This window comes from Cellulomonas sp. P1_G12_2, assembly GCF_056405535.1.
This window is the reverse complement of sequence record NZ_JBFUBX010000002.1, coordinates 37,248-58,275: the sequence shown is the minus strand read 5'-3', so window position 1 is coordinate 58,275 and position 21,028 is coordinate 37,248. Positions and strand designations below refer to the sequence as shown.

At 73.1% G+C, this 21,028-nt stretch carries 21 protein-coding genes; 10 read left to right on the top strand and 11 right to left on the bottom strand.

The features are described from left to right. Nucleotides 1-87: 87 nt before the first annotated feature. Nucleotides 88-561 (bottom strand): hypothetical protein, encoded by a 474-nt coding sequence (locus AC1DXT_RS08225; protein ID WP_477060876.1) that lies wholly within the window; start codon nucleotides 559-561, stop codon nucleotides 88-90. A 180-nt stretch (nucleotides 562-741) separates the two neighbouring features. Beyond that, entirely contained in the window at nucleotides 742-3,339 is a 2,598-nt protein-coding gene (locus tag AC1DXT_RS08220) for a rhamnogalacturonan lyase (protein WP_477060875.1), read from the bottom strand. Between the two features lie 270 nt (nucleotides 3,340-3,609). On the opposite strand from AC1DXT_RS08220, the gene AC1DXT_RS08215 reads away from it, so the two are divergent. From AC1DXT_RS08215 to AC1DXT_RS08200, 4 genes are all read left to right on the top strand, one after another. Continuing rightward, entirely contained in the window at nucleotides 3,610-3,906 is a 297-nt protein-coding gene (locus AC1DXT_RS08215; protein WP_056087555.1) for a type II toxin-antitoxin system VapB family antitoxin, read from the top strand. After that, entirely contained in the window at nucleotides 3,903-4,535 is a 633-nt protein-coding gene (locus AC1DXT_RS08210; protein WP_477060874.1) for a LytR C-terminal domain-containing protein, read from the top strand. Before AC1DXT_RS08215 ends, AC1DXT_RS08210 begins: the two co-directional genes overlap by 4 nt. Nucleotides 4,536-4,614: 79 nt before the next feature. Next, entirely contained in the window at nucleotides 4,615-4,797 is a 183-nt protein-coding gene (locus AC1DXT_RS08205; protein ID WP_477060873.1) for a hypothetical protein, read from the top strand. Nucleotides 4,798-4,952: 155 nt separating this feature from the next. Next, nucleotides 4,953-6,200 carry a glycosyltransferase 87 family protein gene (locus tag AC1DXT_RS08200; RefSeq protein ID WP_477060872.1) on the top strand — a complete coding sequence of 416 codons (1,248 nt, stop codon included), beginning with the start codon at nucleotides 4,953-4,955 and terminating at the stop codon, nucleotides 6,198-6,200. Here the strand turns inward: AC1DXT_RS08200 and AC1DXT_RS08195 are convergent. Genes AC1DXT_RS08195 through AC1DXT_RS08180 form a run of 4 tightly spaced genes read right to left on the bottom strand, consistent with a single transcriptional unit; the run spans nucleotide 6,143 to nucleotide 9,759 of the window. Then, nucleotides 6,143-7,366 carry a lysophospholipid acyltransferase family protein gene (locus tag AC1DXT_RS08195; RefSeq protein WP_477060871.1) on the bottom strand — a complete coding sequence of 408 codons (1,224 nt, stop codon included), beginning with the start codon at nucleotides 7,364-7,366 and terminating at the stop codon, nucleotides 6,143-6,145. The genes AC1DXT_RS08200 and AC1DXT_RS08195 overlap by 58 nt on opposite strands. Beyond that, nucleotides 7,363-8,235: a phosphatidate cytidylyltransferase gene (locus AC1DXT_RS08190; protein WP_477060870.1), complete on the bottom strand. Its 873-nt coding sequence runs from the start codon at nucleotides 8,233-8,235 to the stop codon at nucleotides 7,363-7,365. The genes AC1DXT_RS08195 and AC1DXT_RS08190 overlap by 4 nt, the downstream gene beginning before the upstream one ends. After that, nucleotides 8,232-8,816, bottom strand: coding sequence for a CDP-alcohol phosphatidyltransferase family protein (locus AC1DXT_RS08185; protein WP_477060869.1), 585 nt, complete (start codon nucleotides 8,814-8,816; stop codon nucleotides 8,232-8,234). Before AC1DXT_RS08185 ends, AC1DXT_RS08190 begins: the two co-directional genes overlap by 4 nt. A 19-nt stretch (nucleotides 8,817-8,835) precedes the next feature. Continuing rightward, nucleotides 8,836-9,759: an LLM class F420-dependent oxidoreductase gene (locus tag AC1DXT_RS08180; protein ID WP_477060868.1), complete on the bottom strand. Its 924-nt coding sequence runs from the start codon at nucleotides 9,757-9,759 to the stop codon at nucleotides 8,836-8,838. A gap of 55 nt (nucleotides 9,760-9,814) precedes the next feature. Between AC1DXT_RS08180 and AC1DXT_RS08175 the strand changes: the two genes are divergently transcribed. From AC1DXT_RS08175 to AC1DXT_RS08165, 3 genes are all read left to right on the top strand, one after another. After that, nucleotides 9,815-10,456 (top strand): DUF1684 domain-containing protein, encoded by a 642-nt coding sequence (locus AC1DXT_RS08175; protein WP_477060867.1) that lies wholly within the window; start codon nucleotides 9,815-9,817, stop codon nucleotides 10,454-10,456. After that, a complete protein-coding gene (locus AC1DXT_RS08170; RefSeq protein ID WP_477060866.1) occupies nucleotides 10,453-11,271 on the top strand; it encodes a hypothetical protein in 819 nt (272 codons plus the stop codon). Before AC1DXT_RS08175 ends, AC1DXT_RS08170 begins: the two co-directional genes overlap by 4 nt. A 207-nt stretch (nucleotides 11,272-11,478) precedes the next feature. Then, complete coding sequence (locus AC1DXT_RS08165) at nucleotides 11,479-13,002, top strand: vWA domain-containing protein (protein ID WP_477060865.1); 1,524 nt, start codon at nucleotides 11,479-11,481, stop codon at nucleotides 13,000-13,002. Nucleotides 13,003-13,012: 10 nt separating this feature from the next. Here AC1DXT_RS08165 and AC1DXT_RS08160 read toward each other — a convergent pair whose 3' ends face one another. The 5 genes from AC1DXT_RS08160 to AC1DXT_RS08140 all read right to left on the bottom strand — a co-directional run bounded on the left by AC1DXT_RS08160 (nucleotide 13,013) and on the right by AC1DXT_RS08140 (nucleotide 18,372). Beyond that, complete coding sequence (locus AC1DXT_RS08160; protein WP_477060864.1) at nucleotides 13,013-13,942, bottom strand: Fpg/Nei family DNA glycosylase; 930 nt, start codon at nucleotides 13,940-13,942, stop codon at nucleotides 13,013-13,015. Nucleotides 13,943-13,952: 10 nt separating this feature from the next. Beyond that, nucleotides 13,953-15,839, bottom strand: a complete 1,887-nt coding sequence (locus AC1DXT_RS08155) for an AAA family ATPase (RefSeq protein WP_477060863.1) — start codon at nucleotides 15,837-15,839, stop codon at nucleotides 13,953-13,955. 130 nt (nucleotides 15,840-15,969) lie between these two features. Beyond that, on the bottom strand, nucleotides 15,970-16,764 hold the full coding sequence (locus AC1DXT_RS08150) for a tyrosine-protein phosphatase (protein WP_477060862.1): 795 nt from the start codon (nucleotides 16,762-16,764) through the stop codon (nucleotides 15,970-15,972). A 5-nt stretch (nucleotides 16,765-16,769) separates the two neighbouring features. Next, on the bottom strand, nucleotides 16,770-17,966 hold the full coding sequence (locus AC1DXT_RS08145) for an RNA polymerase sigma factor (protein WP_477061624.1): 1,197 nt from the start codon (nucleotides 17,964-17,966) through the stop codon (nucleotides 16,770-16,772). 19 nt (nucleotides 17,967-17,985) lie between these two features. After that, nucleotides 17,986-18,372 (bottom strand): YciI family protein, encoded by a 387-nt coding sequence (locus AC1DXT_RS08140; protein ID WP_477061623.1) that lies wholly within the window; start codon nucleotides 18,370-18,372, stop codon nucleotides 17,986-17,988. A gap of 178 nt (nucleotides 18,373-18,550) precedes the next feature. Between AC1DXT_RS08140 and AC1DXT_RS08135 the strand changes: the two genes are divergently transcribed. Genes AC1DXT_RS08135 through AC1DXT_RS08125 form a run of 3 tightly spaced genes read left to right on the top strand, consistent with a single transcriptional unit; the run spans nucleotide 18,551 to nucleotide 20,882 of the window. Continuing rightward, nucleotides 18,551-19,426, top strand: coding sequence for a L,D-transpeptidase (locus AC1DXT_RS08135; protein WP_477060861.1), 876 nt, complete (start codon nucleotides 18,551-18,553; stop codon nucleotides 19,424-19,426). A 44-nt stretch (nucleotides 19,427-19,470) separates the two neighbouring features. Further along, nucleotides 19,471-20,148: a phosphatase PAP2 family protein gene (locus AC1DXT_RS08130; RefSeq protein WP_477060860.1), complete on the top strand. Its 678-nt coding sequence runs from the start codon at nucleotides 19,471-19,473 to the stop codon at nucleotides 20,146-20,148. After that, complete coding sequence (locus AC1DXT_RS08125) at nucleotides 20,148-20,882, top strand: phosphatase PAP2 family protein (protein ID WP_477060859.1); 735 nt, start codon at nucleotides 20,148-20,150, stop codon at nucleotides 20,880-20,882. The genes AC1DXT_RS08130 and AC1DXT_RS08125 overlap by 1 nt, the downstream gene beginning before the upstream one ends. Nucleotides 20,883-21,028 lie beyond the last annotated feature (146 nt).

Here is a 21,028-nt window from a genome sequence, read left to right as displayed (position 1 = left end):
GGTGCGGCTGCCCGCTAGGAGAGCGAACGACGGGTTCGTTCCTGTCGCTGGAGCATGCGCCAAGCCCGTGGCCCGCGGCTGGTGGAGCTACGCGTCGTCGCTCGTGCGGATCAGACGGGCCTTCTCCCAGGTGCGGTACTCCAACAGCTCGGCGTAGTCGAAGCCATCCCCCAGGGTGCCGGCAATCTCTGCCTCACTCCGGCCCTCCGCCTCGGAGGCGGCCAGTGCCCTGCGAAGCGTCCGCTCGTCGGCGCGTGCGCGAGCGACCAGGTACAGCCAAGCCAGACCACCCTCGACCTCGTCGCACTGCACGACGAACTTCGCACCCTTGTACTCCTGGGCTTGGATCCCGAACCACTGGTCAGCGGCGATCGACGTGATGTCGATGCCCGGGTCGAGCCCTGAGCTCAGCGACATGATCAGCCCAGAGACGAACCGGGTCGGTTCGACGGGGCGGCCGATCAGGGCGCCGTCGCCGGCAGCGACTCGGCGGGTGGCACGCACGATGATCTCGTCGACCTCGGCACGGCCGTCTTCGCCGCACGAGCACACCATGCCCAAGTCGATCCGCTCGGCTGCGTCGGGGGTCGAAGTCGTCACGGACCGAACTGTTCCACAGCCCGTGAGACGTGAACTCTCGGTCGGTGGATCGCACCGGGTACCCACGCAGAAGGGCGCCGGCCGGTATGACCCCGGTCGGCGCCCTCCGGGCCGCGCGTGCCCACGCAGCCCCTGCGATGCTCAGTCGAGCATCGAGATCACCTGCTGCGCCTGGTACCCGAGGATCGCCCGCGCGGCCGGAGTGACCGTCGACAGACGCGTACGCGGCGTGAGCAGCTCGATGTAGGCCTTCAGCGACTTCACGGCGACCTTCTCGTTGCCGACGTCGGCCGCCTTGTCGGCCACCTCCACCGCCGCGAGCAGACCCGCGGCCGCCACACCCTTCACTGCTCCGGCGGCGATCTGCGCCTCGGTGGCGTCACGCAGGGCGTCGATGCTGCCCGGCGCGTAGAAGGACGCCACCGGCACCTGCGTGTAGTCCGTGTCGGAGGCCAGGTAGAAGCCCACGTACGACGGCTGGTTGTAGGTGGTCTGCTGGCGGGCCACCTCGACGCGGTACTGCGGGTCGTGCATGAGCGTGTACATCTTCGTGTGGCTCAACCCGGTGCTGGTGAACAGCCGGATGGCCGACGAGTCCTCGGTGCGGACCAGCAGCTCCTCGCGCGAGTCGCCCAGGACGTCCGCCACCAGCGACGGGTTGCCCTTGGTGCCGTTGTTCGAGCGCGTGCCCGTGGCGGTCAGCTGGCGGCCGCGGGTCCAGTCGTCGATCGTGACGTCCTGGGCGGCGGAGCCGTTGACGATCTGCGTGGTGCCGTCGGGCATCCACCGGATGCTCATGTTGGTGCCGGGGATCGGGCCGGGGGTGACGACGCCCGACGCCGAGTACAGCCCCAGCGAGTCGGTGCCGCCGGGCAGGCTCGCCCAGACCTCCAGCCCGCGCAGCGACGGGATCACGTCGCCGACCATCGACCGGCCGGTGTCCCTGCCGGAGTACACGCCGAACAGGACCTCGCCGGTCTTGGCGTCGCGCAGGGCCATGCCGTAGGGCGCGAACGTCGCCCCCTCGTGGGCGGTGTAGATCTCCAGACCAGGGCGATCGGGGTCGATGTCGGTCACGTGCATGGCGTCGCCGTGCCCGAGGCGGACCACCTGGCCCGGTGCGGCGCTACCGGCCGGCAGCGTGTCGAACGACGAGTACAGGACGGAGCCGTCGTCGTCGATCGTCGCCGCGCCGTAGACGATCTCCTGCTTGCCGTCCCCGTCGACGTCCGCCGCGGACAGCGAGTGGAAGCCCTGCGTGGTGATCTTCCCGTAGACGGGGTCGGTGCCGTCGCGGCCGTGCGGGCCGTCGTTGAACGGGTTGGTCATCGGCACGTGGCCGGAGTCGACGTACCAGCGCTCCTTCAGCTTCTTGCCGTCCCAGTCGTACGCGACGAGCGTCGTGCGCGTGTAGTACCCGCGGGCGAACACCGCCGAGGGAGTCTGCCCGTCGAGGTAGGCCACACCGGCCAGGAAGCGGTCGACCCGGTTGCCGGGCTCGATGCGGGCCATCGCGTAGTCGCCCCACAGCAGGCCGTCGTCTCCGCGGCCGGGCTTGTAGTCGATGGTCTGGAGCTCCTTGCCGTTCGCCCCCGCGAACACCGTGAGGTACTCGGGACCGTCGACGATGAAGCCCTCGAAGTTGCGCAGCACGTTGCGGGCGCTGCGCGCGGGCGCGTAGACGTCGACGAAGTAGGTGGCCAGCGCCGTCGCGTCCTGCTGCGACAGCGGGTACGCGTACTGCGGCGCGATGCCCAGCGCGGCCTCGACCGTCGACGGCCAGTGCCCGGCGACGACCTCGGGGTGGCTGCTCCAGCCCTGGAGCATGGTGACCAGGTGGTCGAAGTACCCCTGCTTGCTCAGCCGGTAGTCGGTGGTGTCGGTCACGCCCGCGTCACGGTCGCGCTCGGGGATCGAGACGAACTTCTCGCTGGCCACCGAGCCGTCGGCCGCGTACCGCGTGATCTTGCTGCCGGGGGCCGTCTTCATCATGAGCTCGGCCTTGCCGTCACCGTCGTAGTCGTAGACGGGGAACTGCGTGTAGTGCGCCCCGGCGCGGATGTTCACGCCCAGGTCGATCCGCCACAGCTGCGTGCCGTCCTGCTCGTAGGCGTCGACGAAGACGTTGCCGGTGTAGCCGACCTGGCTCACGTCCTTCGAGTTGGACGGGTCCCACTTGACGATGTACTCGTACTGCCCGTCGCCGTCGACGTCGCCGACGGACATGTCGTTGGCGGAGTAGGTGTACGCCTCGCCCACCGGGGTCACCCCGTCGGCGGGCTTGTGCAGCGGGATGTCGAGGCTCGGTTGCGCCCACGGGGTCGCCTCGGCGCCGTCGACCTCGGCGCCGTCGACGACGGCGGCGACCCGGTAGCGGGACGTCGCGGTGCCGGCGGGGTCGACGAAGTTGGTGGAGTCGGAGACCGTGCCCAGCCTCGTGCCGTCGCGGTAGACCGCGAAGTCGGGGCCGGTCAGGCCCGTCGCCGTGGCCCCGGTGACCTCCGTGGCGAGCAGCCGCCAGGACAGGAACACGCCCTCGCCCGTGACCGCCGCGACGAGCCCGCGATCGAGGCGCTCGAGCGTCAGCCCGTCGGGACCCTTGGTCGGTCCGTGCCCGAGCGTCCCGCTCGCCGGTGCGGCGGAGGCGGGGGCGGTCGTCAGCGCCCCGACCAGCAGCACCGAGCCGGCAAGCAGCGCGGTCCCGGTGAGCGTTCGTCCTCGTCGTTGCAGCAGACTCATCTTTGAATCCTTTCAATCGGCTAGGCGTCCCCCACGTCGAGTGCGTGCTCACGAGAGGGGAAGTCGGGGGCGCCTTTGACCCCGACCGCCCACGACCGTATCGCCTGGTTCACCCGAGTCAACCCGGCCTGCGACATTCGCCGGATTCCGTCGTCGGGAGCGCTCCCGACGACGGAAACCGCTATCCAATCCGTCGGTCGCAGACGCTCGCCGGAGAGGTCACCCGCAGGGTGGGCACGGGCGACCTGCCCGTCACCTAGACTCCCAACCGTGATCTTCAAGGCGGTGGGCGAGGGCAGGCCCTACCCGGACCACGGGCTCGAGACAGCCAAGCAGTGGGCCGAGGTTCCGCCACGCCAGGTGCGGCTCGACGAGCTGGTGACGACCAAGCGCACGCTCGACCTCGACGCGCTGCTCGCGGAGGACTCGACGTTCTACGGCGACCTGTTCGCCCACGTGGTCCAGTACCGCGGCGTCATGTACCTGGAGGACGGCCTGCACCGGGCCGTCCGGGCCGCGCTCCACCAGCGCGCGCTGCTGCACGCACGGGTCCTGGTGGTCAAGTGACGGAGCAGGACCGCGGCCGTCAGCTGCGTCGTCGGCACATGCACGAGCGACAGGCCGTCATCTTCGGCGTCCTGCTGGCCGGTCTCGCGCTGGCGGGCCTCGGCGCCGCAGCGGTGTTCACCGGCAGCCTCAACCTCCCGGTGTTCGCGCGCGAGTTCGCCGCCGAGCCCTCCCCGACCGCCACGCAGGACCCGTACCCGTGCCCGCCGGCCGGCGCGTTGCCGGTGCCCGCCGCCCAGGTCGGCGTCAAGGTCTACAACGCGACCACCCGGGTGGGCCTCGCCGGCGCCACCGCGGCGAGCCTCGCCGAACGCGGTTTCGTCATCGTGGTCACCGAGAACGCCCCCGCCACGTACGACGGCACGGCGCGCATCATCTTCGGCACGGCGGGCGTGGCCCACGCATACACGCTCGCTGCGCACGTCGACGGGGCGGTGCTCGTCCTCGACGCCCGCACCGACGCCACCGTCGACCTGGCGCTGGGCGGCGAGTTCGCCGAGCTCAACCCCCTCGAGGGCGTGGTGCTCGACCCCGCCGTCCCGCTCGTCGCCCCGGAGGGCTGCACCCCCTTCGACCAGGTCGTCGCCCCGGAGGCCCCGGCCGTGACGGAGACCCCCGCCGCAGGCTGATCGTGCGGCGCCCCCGTGGTCGTGCGACGGTGGAGGCATGACCGCGGTCGCCGACCGCGGACGACGTGGGAGGTCGACGATGACCGAGTCGCACTACGGCCCCGATCCCGTTCCCGAGACGGCCCCCGAGGCCCCGCCGGCGCCCGACGACGTCGAGTCGGCGGACGCCTACCTCGATGCCACCCGCCCAGCGGTGTTCCCGGTCGCCGGCGCCACCACCGGCACCGTGCCGCCGCCGCTGGATCCAGGTCGGACTCCCTGATCTCACAGGGAACAGCGCCACCCCGGCCACCACGCGCGGGCTAGCCTGGGAGCCCTGCCTCGTCGCCGGCTCCCCACGGGCCCCGCACCCCGGAGGTCGCGCTGCTCCGCCGACTGCTGCACTCCCCGACTGCCGTCTGGGTCGCCTTCATCCTCGTGCACGGGTGGCTGGCGCTGGTCGGGCTCGTGCTCATCCCCCAGGACGCGTTCTGGGACCTGGACCTCTACCGGTACTGGATGTGGCTCGGCCTGAACGAGGGGCAGTGGCCCGTGCTCTCGGGCACGTGGGTCTACCCGGTCGGCGCCATCGTGCCGATGCTCCTCGCCGCGCTGGGCGGGACCGGCGGCGGGTCGTCGTACGCCGACGTGTGGGCGCTGCTGGTCACCCTGCTCGACGCGGCCGCGCTGGCGGTGCTGCTCCAGGTGCGCCGCCCCGGCCTGCCCCGCAGCGGCACGACGACCGTCGGCGCGTGGTGGTGGCTCGCGTTCCTGCTGCTGCTCGGCCCGGTCGCGATGGGTCGGCTCGACGCCGTCATCGCCCCGGTGGTCGTCGTCGCCCTGACCCTCGCGCTGAACCACCCCCGCATCACGTCGGCGCTCCTCACGGCCGCAGCCTGGGTCAAGGTGGCCCCGGGCGCGCTCCTCATCGCCGTGTTCCTGGCGGTGCGTCGGCCGTGGCGCAGCGTGGTCGTCCCGGCCGCGGTGGTCAGCGTGGTGGTGGTCGGGACGGTGGCGGCCCTCGGCGGGCTGCCCCAGGTGATGTCGTTCCTCACCGAGCAGGACCAGCGCGGGCTGCAGATCGAGGCACCCGGCGCCACGCCCTGGCTGGTCACCGCGCTCTGGGCACCCTCCGTCACCCGGGTGCTCAACGAGCCGCTGGTCACCTGGGAGCTCCACGGGCCCGGCACGCAGGGCGCCGCGGACGTCCTCGGGGCCCTCTTCTTCCTCGCGCTCGGCGCGGCGACGCTGCTGCTCTGGTGGCGTCGCGAGCAGCTGGGTGACCGGCTGTGGTCCGGCGGGATCGTGCGCACCGAGCTGCTGGTCCGGGGGGCCATGTTGCTGACGCTCGCGATGATCGTGTTCAACAAGGTGGGCTCGCCGCAGTACATGGGATGGCTCGCGCCGCCGGTCGCGGTCGCGCTGGCGCTGCGGCTGCCCGGCTGGCGGACCACCGCGTGGCTCGTGCTCGGCATCGCCGGTGCGACGCAGGTGGTGTTCCCGTGGTTCTACGACGGGGTGGTCCTCGGCGCCCCCGCGGTGACGATCGTGCTCGCCGCGCGCAACGTCGCCCTCGTGGCGCTGCTGGTGCACACGGTGATCGCGCTGGTCCGGCCGCTGCCCGACGATCAGCCCGAGGCTCTGCGCCGCCAGGACCGGATCACGAGCGCCAGCCCCGCCGCGTAGCCGACCCCGAGCACGCCGAGGTACGGCACGTAGAACCGCCGCAGCACCGGGTGCGCGATCGCCGCCGCCCCGCCGATGCCGGCACCCATGGCCAGCGCCCGCGCCCCCCGGGCGCCCGCGGTGTGCACGGCGAGGGGGATCCGCGGGACGCCCGCGTCGCCTGCGGCTGCGGCGTAGAGCTTGACCGGCACGCCGTTGGCCGCCTGCTTCCAGACGCCCCGCGCGCCGACCGCCATGTGCTCCGCCGCCGCGGCACGCATGCTCGCTGTGGTCAGGGGTGCCGGTGGGCGCATGCCGCGCCGGGTCAGCTCGGAGGTGACCAGCACGCCCGCCACCGACCCCGCCGTCAGCCACCCGACGGCCGGCAGGATCCGGCGCGGGTTCGCGACACCCACGACCGCCAGGTACATCTCCATGGTCACGGGCCAGCTGATCCCCTCGGCGAACCCCCAGGCGGCGGCGCCGGCCATCCCGGCCTTCCCCTCCATCGCGCGGTGCAGCACCTGCCACGTGCGGGACTCGGACCACGTCGCCGGCCCCTCGGCCAGCAGGGCCTCCAGCTGGTGGACCACCGGGGACATGTCGTCGTCGTCGAGGTCCTCCGGCTGGATCGGGTGACCGAGACGCACCTCGACCGGGCCGGGGTGCAGGCGGCCGCCCTTGGGCAGCAGGTCGTGGGTGCCGACGATGGCCACCGGCAGGATCGGGACGTCGAACTCGCGCGCGATCCGGACGGCCCCGCTGCGCAGCTCGCCCAGGCGACCGTCCGTGCTGCGCGTGCCCTCGGGGAACACCAGCAGGCTGGACCCGGTGCCCAGCACCGCCTGGGCGCCCTCCACCAGCCCCGCGTATCCCCCGCCGCCCTTGCGGTGCACCGGGACCGCTCCGATGGCGAGCTTGAGCCCCAGGCGCATCCACGCCTTGTCGAACCAGTAGTCCTCGGCCGCCACGACGACGGGCTTGTACGGCGCGGGGAACGCGGCGATCAGGGCCGGGGTGTCGGCGTGCGAGCTGTGGTTGGCGACGATGACCATCGCCTCGTACGGCGCCGCCCCGCGCACCTTGTACCCGCCGACCAGGTGGAAGACGTTGCGCCAGAACGTGTGCCGCGCGGCGCCCGCGAGGTTGAACCCGGGCGGCAGGCCGACCCGGCGACGGGCGGTCATGCGAGCACCGCCGCGAGCGGGAGCACGAGCAGCAGGGAGTCGACGCGGTCCAGCAGGCCGCCGAACCCGGGCAGCCACGCCCCGGCGTCCTTCACCCCGGCGCGGCGCTTCACCATGGACTCCAACAGGTCTCCTCCGACGCTCCCGAGCAGCACGGCGACGTACAGGCCGGGCGAGGCGGAATCGAGCACGACCAGCACGATCGCAGCGCCGACGGCGGCTCCGACCATACCTCCGACGGTCTTGTTCGGACTGAGCCGGGAGAGTGGTCGTCGCGCCCAGGCGAACCGGCGCAGGCCGGTGCCGCCGCACCAGGCCGCGATGTCCGTGGCGGCCGCCGCGAAGCACAGCAGGTACGCGTCGCTGCCGACGAGCACCAGGTTGGCGAGCGACCAGCACAGCCAGATCGACCCGAAGGCGGTCAGCGTGGCGCGCTCGAGCCCGCGCTCGGAGTCCCCGGTCAGCAGTGCGGGCACCGCGCAGAGCAGGGCCACCAGGGGCACCAGGGCGAGCAGGTCGGGGGCGAGCCACGCCGCCATCGGATAGGTGACGGCGAGCACCAGCAGGAGGGTGGTCTCCGCGCGGGGCAGGCGGACCATCGCGGCGAACTCGCGCACCGCCTGCAGGGCCAGCAGCGCGGCGAGGACCGCCGTCGGGCCCGGTCCGAGCCACATCGGGATGCCGATCACCGGCAGGATCAGCGCCCAGGTGGTCCAGCGGCGGCGCAGCTCCGGCCTGCCTGACAGGAACACCGGGATCGCCGCGACCGCGAGGATCACCACGCTGACCGTCAGCAGCCAGACCGCCCGCCCCTCGAGGTCGAGGTGCCAGGCGGCCAGACGCAGGTGGAGCTCGAGCTCCGGGATCACGCGAGGACCCGGCGCAGCTGCCGCAGCCGCGTCGAGGCGGTGGCCAGCGACAGCCCGACCGTCACCGCCAGCAGCAGCGGCGACAGCCCTGGCGCCGCCACCATGAGCACCACCGCGAGGCACCGCTCGGTCTTGCCGAACGGTCCCCCGTTGAGCCGTGGTGCACCGGCCCCCGCACCGGCGAGCGACACGAACGTGGGCAGGGTCGCGACGACGGCCGCGACGAGCACGAAGACGACCGCGGCACCGCCCTGCAGCCGCCCGAGGAGCACAGCGAGGCCCGCGAACATGAGCAGGTCGCTGACCCGGTCGCCGATCTCGTTGACCACGAATCCCCACGGCCGGGACACCCCGCGCGCCCGGGCGACCGCCCCGTCCAGGTTGGCGCCCGCGAGACGCCCGGCGAGCAGCAGGAGCGCCAGGGGCCACGACCCGAGGGCGATCGCGACGCCCGCGGCCGCGGCGCTGAGCACGCCGAGCCACGTGAAGACGTCCGGGGACACGTCCCGGTCCTCGGCCCAGCGGACGATGCCGTCGAGTCGCCGGGTGTACCAGGGCTTGAGTGCGTACAGGCCGCGCATGCCGGGACCCTAGCGGGCGTCAGCCCAGCTGCGACGCCACCTCCGAGGCCACGAGCTCCAGGTGGTCCAGGTCGTGCAGGTCCAGCACCTGCAGGTACACGCGCGTCACGCCGAGCTCGCGGTAGGACCCGATCCGGTCGACGACGGCGGTCGGCGTGCCGGCAAACCCGACGGCCCGCACCTCGGTCACGTCCCGCCCGATCGCGGCCGCCCGGCGGGCCACCTCCGCGTCGTCGCGCCCCGCGCACAGCACCTGTGCCACGGAGAAGACGAGGGTCGACGGGTCGCGGCCGGCCTCCTCGCAGGCCGCCCGGACGGTCTTCACGCGACCCTCCACGTCGGCCGGCGCGGGGAACGACATGTTGAACTCGGCGGCGTACCGGGCGGCCAGCGCGGGCGTCCGCTTCGGCCCGCTCCCGCCGACGATGATCGGCACGGGCGACTGCACAGGCTTCGGCAGCGCGGGCGAGTGCTTCACCGTGTAGTGCTCGCCGGCGAAGTCGTAGTGCTCCCCCGCCGGCGTGCTCCACAGGCCGGTGATCAGCTCGAGCTGCTCGGTCAGCAGGCCGAACCGCTTCTCCGGGAACGGGATCCCGTACGCGGCGTGCTCCTGCGCGAACCAGCCGGCGCCCAGACCGAGCTCCACCCGGCCGCCCGACATCTGGTCCACCTGCGCCACCTGGATGGCGAGCACGCCGGGGTGCCGGAAGGTGGCCGACGAGACCAGGGTGCCCAGCCGGATGCGGCTGGTCTCACGGGCCAGCCCCGCCAGCGTGGTCCAGGAGTCCGTGGGACCGGGCTGGGCGTCGCCGTCGCCCATCCGCAGGTAGTGGTCGGAGCGGAAGAAGGCGTCGAAGCCGAGCTCCTCCGTCGCCTTGGCCACCGCCAGCTGGTCGTCGTAGGAGGCCCCCTGCTGGGGCTCGGTGAAGATGCGCAGATCCATGCGGACCAGCCTCACACAGTCGCCGCGCGGCAGCGCACCGTGCGACGGTGGGGCGGTGAACGCTGGATTCCCCGTCATCGCGCCCGGCCGCCATCCCGCCGACGAGCCGTTCGCCGTCGCCGACTGGCGCCGCCGCGTGGCCGCGATCTACGCGGACGTCCGCCGGATGTCCGCCGACGACCCGTCCTCCGCGCACGCGATCTGGGTCCAGCGGCGCGACGAGCTGCTGGCCGAGCACCCGGCATCCCCGCTCGACGCCGCCGCGAAGGCGTCGTTCGAGGGCCTCGACATCCCGCAGTACGACGCGGCCTACCGGTTCGAGTGCGAGATCCGGCCCGCCCCCGCCCAGCGCCTGGACGTGAGCACGGGGACCGACGGCGTGGTGCCGTTCGAGCGGATCGCCGACGTGGAGGTGGGCGGCCTCGGGACCCTCGCGGTCTGGCGGCTCCGCGGGTACGCCGGTGGGCTGTTCGTGCCCGTGAAGGACGCGTCGCCCGACACCTACGGCGGCGGTCGGTACCTGCTGGACACCATCAAGGGGGCGGATCTCGGCATGGCGGGAACACGGCTCGTGGTCGACCTGAACTTCGCCTACAACCCGTCCTGCGCCTACGACCCCGCGTGGACCTGCCCGCTGGCCACCCGCGCCAACACGCTCGCCGCGGAGGTCCCCGTGGGCGAGCGGGTGTTCGCATGAGCGCCCTGACCTCGATGTGGGCGTGGGACAACCCCGTCCCGCGGTCCGTCGACGCCCGCGGACGCGACTACGCACCCGCCGAACCCGCCGCCCTCGTCGCCTTCTGCCAGGAGCGCGCGATCCAGCGCGTGTTCCTCTCCGCACCGTGGGCCGCCGACGAGGGACCGGTCGGCGACTGGTTCGGTGCCGCGACCACAGCACTGCAGGCCGCCGGGGTGGCGGTCGGTCCGCTCGGCGGCGACCCCGGGTGGCTCGGTCAGCCGTCGCTCGCGGTGACCTGGGCGCTCACGGCCCTGCGATCGGGGCCGAGCGACAGCCTGCAGCTGGACGTCGAGCCGTGGGCCACGCCCACCTGGTCCACCGACCGTGACCGGCTCTGCGCACAGTGGTTCACCCTGCTCGACGGCGTGCTGGCGGCGCTCCCGGCCGGCGCCGGGCTGGGCGTCGACACGCCGTGGTGGCTGGCGCACGAGGCGTGGGAGGGGGGCACGCTGCTCGACGCCGTCCTCGCGCGCGTGGCGCGGGTGGGTGTCGTCGCGTTCAGCGACCACGCACAGGGGCCCGACGGGATCGTGGCGCTCGCTGCCCCGGCGGTCGTCGCGGCGTCGTCGGCCGGGCTGCCGTTCACCGTCGGGGTCGAGACGGACACCGCCGAGGTGGCCGGGGGCGCGCAGTACACGTTCATCGACGAGGGCCCCGTCGTGCTGGAGGCGGAGACCGCGTTGGTCGCCGACGCCTTCGGCACCCTCCCCGGCTACGAGGGCGTCACGGTCGAGCACCACCGCACCTGGCGCGCGCTGCTGGGGCTGGACTGACCGGGATGTCTGTTTCCCCTGGTCACGGCCATGTTTCGGTTTGGCTGGATGCCAGGTGATCGTTACCTGAACGGCGCGGTCGCGTGACCGTGCCGTGCTGGTCCCGGTCCTCGCGGACCGAGACGCTTCAGTCCTCGATCACTGGAGGCACTGATGCGCGGTCGGTCATTCACTCGGACACAGGCACCCACCCGCGTGGTTGCCGCCGTGGCTGTGGTCGCTCTCCTGGGCGCGCTCGGTGCCTGCAGCACGGACGGCTCGACCGACGCCTCGTACGACCAGGGCATCGCCTACGACGACTCCGTCGCGCCGGAGGACTGGCGCCAGGTCCCGGTGGACGAGCAGGAGGAGTACGACGACTCCCCGGAGCAGCCGTTCCAGGACGTGACGACGAGCCCGCTGTCGACGTTCGCCTCCGATGTCGACACCGCGTCCTACAGCAACCTGCGCCGCCAGCTGCGCCAGGGGGTCGCGCCGGAGGGCGTGCGGATCGAGGAGCTGGTCAACTACTTCGACTACGACTACCCGACGCCCGACCCGAGCGCGGTGGACCCGTTCACCGTCACGACGCAGATCGCGGACGCGCCCTGGGCGCCCGACCACCAGCTCGCGATGATCGGCGTGCAGGCCACGGCCGCGAAGGCCACCAGCCGGGGCAACAACATCGTCTTCCTGCTCGACGTGTCCGGTTCGATGGACGAGCCGAACAAGCTGCCGCTGCTCGCCGACTCGTTCGAGCTGCTGGTGGAGCAGCTCGACGAGGACGACACCGTCTCGATCGTGACCTACGCCGGCAGCGAGCAGGTGCTCGCCGACTCCCTGCGAGGCGACGAGCGCGGCGAGCTGGTGCGGATCCTGCGCGAGCTGCAGGCAGGAGGGTCGACCGGTGGCGCCGCGGGCCTGCAGACCGCGTACGAGCTCGCGGCGAAGAACTTCGTCGAGGGCGGGAACAACCGGGTCATCCTGGCGACCGACGGCGACTTCAACGTCGGCCCGTCCACCCCCGAGCAGCTCACCGACCTGATCGAGGAGCACGCCAAGTCGGGCGTCTACATCTCCGTGCTCGGCTTCGGGATGGGGAACCTCAAGGACAACACCATGGAAGCGATCGCCGACCACGGGAACGGCAACTACGCCTACATCGACACCCTCGACGAGGCGCGCAAGGTCCTGGTGGACGAGTTCGACTCGACGATGTTCGTCGTCGCCCAGGACCTCAAGGTCCAGGTCGAGCTCAACCCCGCGACCGTGGCCGAGTACCGGCTGCTGGGCTACGACAACCGCCGCCTGGAGGACGAGGAGTTCGACGACGACACCAAGGACGCCGGCGACGTCGGCGCCGGGCACGCAGTGACCGCCTTCTACGAGCTGGTCCCGGCTCGAGGCGAGTCGCGCCACGACGACGACCTGGACTACCAGAACACCGAGACCGGGAGCTCCAGCGACTTCCTGACCGTGCACGTGCGCTACAAGAACCCGGGCACCACCACGAGCACCGAGGTCGTCTTCCCGGCCCGAGCCAGCGCCTACGACACCAGCCCCACGGCCGACTTCAGGTTCGCGTCCGCGGTCGTCGAGTTCGGCCTCGCGGTGACCGACTCGCAGTATGCCGACGACGCCGACCCCACCCGGGCACGCGAACGCGCCCAGGCCGCCCTCGGCGACGACCCCTACGGCCTGCGGTCGGAGTTCGTCACCCTGATCGACACCTACCGGGAGATCACCGGCTGAACGCCGTCGGTCAGACCTGGCAGGTCGGGCACCAGTACAGCTTGCGGCCGGCCATCTCCTCGACGACCACCGGGGTGCCGCTGACCAGGCACGGCAGCCCGGTGCGGTGGTACACCCAGTGCCGCAGGGTGGTGTCCGTGGCGGACTGTGCGCGCTCCGCTGCCGACAGGTCCTCGCGCGTCAGGATGTAGCCCCGCTCGATCCCGTCGGCCAGCAGGACGGCCCAGTCGTCCCACAGCGCGCGGGCCACCTCGCGCGGGACGCGGCGGCCGGGGGTGTGCGGGTCGAGGCGGGCGCGGAACAGGAGCTCGGCGCGGTAGATGTTGCCGATCCCGGCGACCACCGTCTGGTCCATGAGCAGCTGGCCCACCGCGACGTTCCGGGAGGTCAGCCGGTCCACGACGACCTCCCCGGCGGCGGCCGGGTCGTCGGTCGACGCCGGGTCCGGTCCGAGCCGGCCGATCGCCGCAGCCGCCCCGCCCGGGTCGAGCACCTCGCACGCCGACGGACCCCGCAGGTCGGCGACCGTCGCGTCGCTCGCCAGCCGCACGCGGACCTGACCGACCGGGTGCGGCGGAAACACCACCAGCCCACCCTCGTCGGCCGGCCCCTCCCGCTCGTCCTCGCCCATCCGCACGGCCCGGCGCAGCCGCGGCGCCCCCATGCTGCCCGCCGCGAAGCCACCGGGCGTCAGCGGGGTCAGCGACCCGTGGAAGTCCCACGCGCCGTACAGGCCCAGGTGCACGCGCAGCACGTCACCGGACTCGAACGTGCAGAACAGCTGCTTGCCCACCGCGTCCGCGGACACCATGACCTGCCCGTCGATCCGCGCCGCGCCGGCCGCGAACCTGCCCTGCGGCGAGGTCACAGCCAGTCGCCGACCGACGAGGTCCTGCGTGAGCTGACGGGCGATGCGGTGGACGGTATGACCTTCGGGCACGCTCCGAAGGCTAGGCGACCCGCAGGCGCTCCGCCGCGATGGCAGCCTGCGCCGCAGCCCCGGCGGCCACCGCTGCGCTCTTCTCGTCCTCCTGGCGCTCCAGCATCTGCTGCTGCGCCAGCGCGGCCGACTCGAGCACGGCGGTGATCTCGTCGCCGATGAGCTCGTGCCGCTCGAGCAGGGCGTCCCGGAGCGCCTCGACCAGGTGGCGGTGCCGGGACAGCAGGCGGCGGACGGTGCTGCGGGCGTCGTCGAGGACGGCCTCCAGCTGCGCGCGGGCCTGGGAGTCGCTGAGCACCGCGGAGACCAGGTCGTGCGGCGTCGCGGCGAACGAGATGAGCGACCCCGTCATGCCGGCGGCACCCACCATCTGCGCGGCGGTGCGGGTGGCCGACGCGAGGTCCCCGGCAGGACCGGTGCTCGTCTGGCCGAAGAACAGCTCCTCGGCCACCCAGCCGCCCATGGCGATCTGCACGAGCGCACGCAGGTCGTAGTGCGAGTGCGTCCAGACCTCCTCGCAGTCACCGTGCGCGAGCAGCCCGAGGGCGTCACCGCGGCGGACGATCGTGAGCACCTCGAGCGTGCGGTTGGGGGCGGCGAGCCAGGCGGTGACCGCGTGGCCGGCCTCGTGGGTGGCGATGAGCCGCTCCTCGGCCTCCGTGTACCGGACGGGCTGGCCGATGCCCACCATCTCGGTGATCCGGGCGTGCTCGATGTCCGCGTACGTCATGGCCATCGAGCCGCGGCGCAGCGCGTTGACCAGCGCCTCGTCCAGCAGGTGCTCGATCATCACCGGTGTCCAGCCGTTCGTCGCGGCTGCCAGCCGGTCCCGCAGGGCCGTGTCGTCCAGCTCGGAGTCCGTGGACCGGCGTGCCAGGAAGTGGTCGACGAGCGCCCGCCGACCGACCGCGTCGGGCGTCGCGAACGTGAGCCGCCGGTCGAATCGCCCCGGACGCAGCAGGGCCGGGTCGAGGGAGTCGGCGCGGTTGGTGGCGGCGATGAGCAGGATCGGAGCCTTGACGGGCTTGCGCTGGCGCATCTGACGGGCGACCGGGAGGAGCAGGTTGGCGCGCGCGATGAACCAGTTGACGAGCTTGTCGGACGTCGTGGGCTGGTCGAACGACTGCATCTGCACGAGCAGCTCGTTGACCACGCCGCCCGTCCCCTCGCTGATCACGGCGTTGGTGACCACGTGCGGGACCCGGAAGGCGTCGAACGGGCTCGTGGCCACCGCGGCGGACGACAGGCCACCGCGGCGGATGGCGATCGCGTCGATCTCCTCGATGAACCCGATCGCGCCGCCCTCCGTGCGGGCGGCCTTGCGCAGCGCCTTGAAGTACGCGCGGATCTTCTTGGCGGTGGCGCCGTAGTACATCGACTGGAACGACGTCGCCGAGACGAACAGGAACGGCACCCCCGCCTCGGCGGCCATCGCCTTGGCGGTCATCGTCTTGCCGGTGCCCGGCAGGCCCTCGAACAGCAGGCCGCGGCGCGGGGTCCCACCCATCTGCTCGGCGAACTGCTTGTGCGTCTGGAACAGGTCGATCGAGCGGCGCACGTCCTCCTTGACGGGGTCGATGCCGATGACGTCGTCCAGCCGGACGTCCACCTGCTCGGGCCGGTAGACCACGTGCGGGGAACGGGCGGTGCCCACCTGCGTACCGACGAGGAGCACCAGCAGAGCCGCGAAGAACAGCACCGGGACCAGGATCAGCGGGTCGATCTGCGGCATCGGGGGAAGCAGCGGCCGGTTCAGCAGCGCACTGCCGATGACGTACGCCTCGACGGCGATGACGAACGCGGCGAACCGGTACACGCGCTTGCGGCGGACCCGGTCGCGCTCGAGCGCGATGTCGTGCGCACCCCGTCGGATGGGGGAGACGATCTCGTCGGCCACAGGCGTGCCTTTCCCTCGGCGCCTGGGTTCAGACGACGCTGCGTCGCGGGAGGTGCGATCCGCCCATGGTCGGCCCGACCGGGTGAGTCGGCAAGATCGGACATATCGGACCACCCGAACGGTCCAACGCTCACCCGTCCGTGCGCAGCGTCCTGCGGAGCGCCTCGACCTCGACGGCCCCGAGCCCGAGACCGGCCGACAGGTACCCCTCGAACGACCCGAAACGCTCGCGCACGAGGGCCAGCGCGGTCTCCAGGTACTCCGCACGCACCTCCACCAGCGGGCGCAGGTCGTCCGGGTTCCCGCCGGCGTCACCGACCTGCTGGAGCAGCGGCGCGTACGTCGCGCCGACCGCGGGACCGACCGCGAGGTACTCCTCCATCGCGCCCTCCTCGTCGACCCCCGCGGCCAGCAGCAGGACGGTCGTCCCCCACCCGGTGCGGTCCTTGCCCGCGGTGCAGTGGAACAGGACCGCCCGGCGCTCGGCGTCGATCACCGTGCGGACCAGTCCCGCGTACGCCTGCCGGGCGGCCTCGCCGATCACGAGGCGCCGGTAGACGGCGAGCATCTGCCCGGCCAGGTCGAGGTCCGCGAGGGCGTCGGCACCAGCGCCTGCCAGCACGGCGGGGAGCTGGGCCGCGGCACCGCCAGGCAGGTCCGCGAGCGCGTCGAGCACCCGCAGCCGCGCACCCGCGGGCATCCGGTCGGGGCGGCTCGACCGCTCCGCCTCGGTGCGCAGGTCCACCACGGTCCTGATCCGCAGCCCCGCCAGCACCGCGTCCGTGCCGACCGACGGGTCGGCCAGCTCGGCCGAGCGGAACGCGACCCCCGTCGCGACCGTCCCGCCGTCGGCGGTGGCGCGGCCCCCGAGGTCGCGCAGGTTGGTCACGGCGGGTGAGAACAGGACGTGCGGGTCGGCGGCCACGGGCCTCAGGATGCCGAACCGTGGCGCAGCCGTGCCACCTGCACCAGCAGGTAGTCGCGCTCGGCCAGGCTGGTGGTCCCGCGCGCGGCCAGGAGCAGCTGGTCGGCGGCCTCGCCCGGCCGGCCCGCGCGTTCCAGCAGGTGTCCGCGGACGGCCGCCAGCCGGTGGTGCCCGGGGAGCCGGTCGTCGAGCGTGGCCAGCAGCCGGAGCCCGGCGTCGGGGCCCTGGACCATGGCGAGGGCGACCGCGCGGTTGAGCGTGACCATCGGGTTGCCCGTCACGCGCTCGAGCAGCGCGTACAGGGCCAGCAGCTGCGGCCAGTCGGTCCCGTCGGTGCTCGGCGCCTCGTCGTGCACCGCGGCGATCGCGGCCTGCAGCTGGTACTCCCCCACCGCGCCCCGCGCCAGGGCGTCCTCGAGGAGCGCGGTCCCCTCGTCGATCATCGCCCGGTCCCAGAGCCCGCGGTCCTGGTCCGTCAACGAGACCAGCTCGCCGCGCGGTCCCGTGCGGGCGGGGCGGCGGGCGTCGGTGAGCAGGACGAGCGCGAGCAGGCCCGCCACCTCGGGGTCCTCGGACAGGCTGCCGTGCAGGGTGCGGGCCAGCCGCAGCGCCTCGGCGGCGAGGTCGGCGCGGGCCACCGACGAGCCCGTCGTGCTGGCGTAGCCCTCGTTGAACATCAGGTAGAGCACGCGCAGGACCGCTCGCAGCCGGGCGGGGTAGTCCTCGGGCGACGGCATCCGGAACGGACCGTCCAGCTCCCGCAGCGCCCTGCGCGCCCGGCTGAGCCGCTGCGCCATCGTGGTCTCCGGCACCAGGAAGGCGCGGGCGATCTCCGCGGTGGTCAGCCCGCCCAGCGAGCGGAGGGTGAGGGCGACGGCGGACGCCGGACTGAGCGCGGGGTGGCAGCAGCCGAACAGCAGCAGGAGCGAGTCGTCGGTCTCGATCGCGTCCCCCGCGTCGACGGCCTCCATGGTGCCGACGAGCTCCTCGCGCCGGCGTCGCGCCTCCTCGCTGCGGTACCGGTCGACCAGCTTGTTCTGCCCGACGACCACCAGCCACGCCCGCGGGTTGTCCGGCACGCCCTGCGCCGGCCATTGCGTCGTCGCGGCCAGCAGCGCGTCCTGCAGCGCGTCCTGCGCGTCCGCGAGGTCCCCGGACCGGCGGACCAGCACGCCGAGGACCTGCGGCGCCAGCTCGCGCAGCAGGTCCTCGAGGGGCGGGTCACTCGACAGGAGCAGGCGCCTCCATCAGGGCGCGGACCTCGAAGACCTGCTGCATCGGGACGCCGTCGGGGCCGGGGGCGGCCGAGGCCTGCGCGGCGATCGCGACGGCGCGGGCCTCGTCCTCGACGTCGACCATCCAGTAGCCGGCCAGGAACTCCTTCGACTCCGGGAACGGTCCGTCGGTGACCACCGGGGCGGACACCCCGTCGCTCGTCACGAACTTCGCGGAGTCCGGCCACGCGAGACCCTGCCCGTCGACGAACTCACCGCTGGCCACCAGCTCGGCGCCGAGGTCGTGCTGGAACTGGATGTGCCGCTGCACGTCCTCGGGAGCCCACTGGTCGATCGGGGGGACGCCCTCGACGAAGTAGTTCATGAGCAGCATGTACTTCACGGTGTGCACTCCGTCTCTCGGGGCCCGGCGGCCCCTCTCGTGGGGTGGTCGGAGCCGCGGGCGGGTTCTCGACATGCATCCTGTCGGGGATCCGGCGGCGGCGACAGGTGCCGAGTTGGCCGTCGGGCTCGGCGGGGCGCACGATGGCCCGGACGACGGGGGTGTGCGGGTGGTGCGCACGACGATCGCGGCTCTGACCGCGCTGGCCGTCCTGGCACTCGCCGGGGCGTGCGCGGACGCGCCCGTGGCCGCCCCTCCCGCCGCGGTGGTCGTCGCTGCCCCGGTCACGGTCGAGAAGGCGTCCCCGCCGGCCGTCCCCGCGCCGCCCGCCGCCGACCTCGCCGCGCTGCCGGTCATCGACCTCCTGCACGTCGTCCCCGGCCTGCCCGGCACCGACGGGCTCCCCCAGCGCGCCAACGACGACCCGGCGCTCGGCCGCTGGCAGACCGCGATCGTGGCCCGCGACACCGCCGCCCGCGCCGCACCCGCCGGGGCACCGGTCGGCGTCGTCCCCGCCCTGACGCTCGAGGTCCGCACCACGCTCCCGGTCATCGACCAGCGCGGCCGGTGGCTGCGCGTGATGGCGGCCACCCGCTCCGCGCTGCCCAGCCAGGACGTCGCGCAGGTCAACGGCCGCAGCGTGTGGATCGACGCGGGTGACACCGAGGCCGCCGGCACCGACTGGTCCATCCAGGTCGACGTGGCCGCCCAGACCATCACGGTCGACGACGGCACGACCACCCACGTGCTGCCGGTCAAGGCGACCGGCGCGCCCGCGACCCCCACACCGCACGTCCCCGCGTTCCTGCTGGGCACCCGCTGGCTCGAGCCCGGCACCACCACGCCGCGCGTGCTGCTGCTGTCGACGCAGAGCGAGACGATCGACCACTACGACAAGCCGACCGGCACCGCCGTGACCGCCATCCACACCACGACCCTGCGCGGCACGGGTGCGGTCTCCAACGGCTGCGTCCGGGTGGGCGACGAGGTGCTCGACCTGGTGTGGCAGGCGCCCGCCGGGACGGTCGTCACGACGGTCGGCTGACCGTTCGACGCGCGGTCTGCGCGCGGCACACCTAACCTCCGGGAATGCGACCGCTGCCCCTCGTCCGCCGCCGTGCGCTCCTGCGCGCCGCCGCGTTCGGGGTCGCGTTCACGGTCCCGGTGGCGGTGCTCGCGTACGTGGTGCGCGCCGAGGTGGACGACGTCCTGCGCCTCGACCAGCAGGCCATCGCGGCGGCGACGGACTTCACGCGCGCCCACCCGGACCTGCAGCAGGCGCTGATCGTCTGGCAGCAGGCGTTCCAGGCGAAGTGGGTCAACCTCGTCGCGACCCTGGTCTGCGTCTGGGTGTGGCGGCGGCACGGCCTGACCACCCGGGCGCTGTGGGCGTTCCTCACGGTGATGGCGGCCTGGGCGCTGCAGCTGGGCGCGAAGGGGCTGGTGCAGCGGGCGCGGCCGGTGGTGGACGACGCCCTGGAGCACGCCCCCGGGTCGAGCTTCCCGTCCGGCCACGCGACGAACACCGCGGCCGTCGCCCTGACCCTGACCCTGCTGGTGTGGCCGCTGCTCGGCCGTCGCGGACGGGTCGTCGTCCCTGTCGTCGCCGCCACCTGCACCCTGCTCACCGGCCTCGACCGGGTGATGCTCGGCGTGCACTACCCCTCCGACGTCGTCGCAGGGTTCGCACTCGGGACTGCCCTCGCGGGTGCGTCCTACCTCGGCTACAGCGGCTGGTCCGCGACCGCCCCCGACCAGGAGACGTGATGCACACCTTCCTGCACCGCTACGAGCTGGACTCCTCGGCGCCCACCCGCAAGGAGGCGTGGCGCGACTTCGCCGTCCGCGTCCTCCTGCCGGCCGTAGGCCTGTGGGTGGTGGTCGTCGGCGTCGGGTTCCTGATCACCGGCCCCCTGGACGACCTGCCGGGCGAGGCCGTCGTCAACGAGTGGTTCGTGGCGCAGCGCACCGAGACGCTCGACGCCGTCACCGCGGTCCTGTCCGCCATCGGCACCACCGAGTTCATCATCGGCGCGTGCGTGCTGTTCGTGGCCCTGTTCTGGTGGCGGACCAAGCAGTGGTGGGTGGCGATCATCCCCCCGCAGGCCATCGCCGTGCAGGCCCTCGTCTTCATGACGGCCGCCCTGGTGGTCGGCCGCGAGCGCCCCGAGGTGGAGAAGCTCGACGAGTCGCCGCCCACCTCCAGCTACCCGAGCGGCCACACGGGTGCGTCGACCGCGTTCTACGTGGTGCTCGCGATGCTGGCCCAGCGCATCGGCAACCGGGCGCTGCGCATCGTGGTGACGGTCGTCTGCCTGTTGATCCCGATCGCCGTCGGGACGGCCCGGCTCTACCGCGGCATGCACAGCCTGACGGACGTGTCCATGGGCATGCTCAACGGCCTGGTGTGCGCGTTCCTCGCGTGGAACTACCTGCGCCGGGACACGTCCTCGGCCGACGCCGGGACGTCGACGGCGGACCGGCGCCTGAGCCACCGCTGACCGGCCGGCGCCCCCTTCTCCCGGTCCTGCGGCCGGGGCTAGGGTGACGAGGGACATACGTCACGAGACGGACACCTCGGCGCGTACGGCAACGGTGGCGCGGGCGCGAGGATCCGTGGACGAGCGCGACCCCGGGGGGAGGTGGC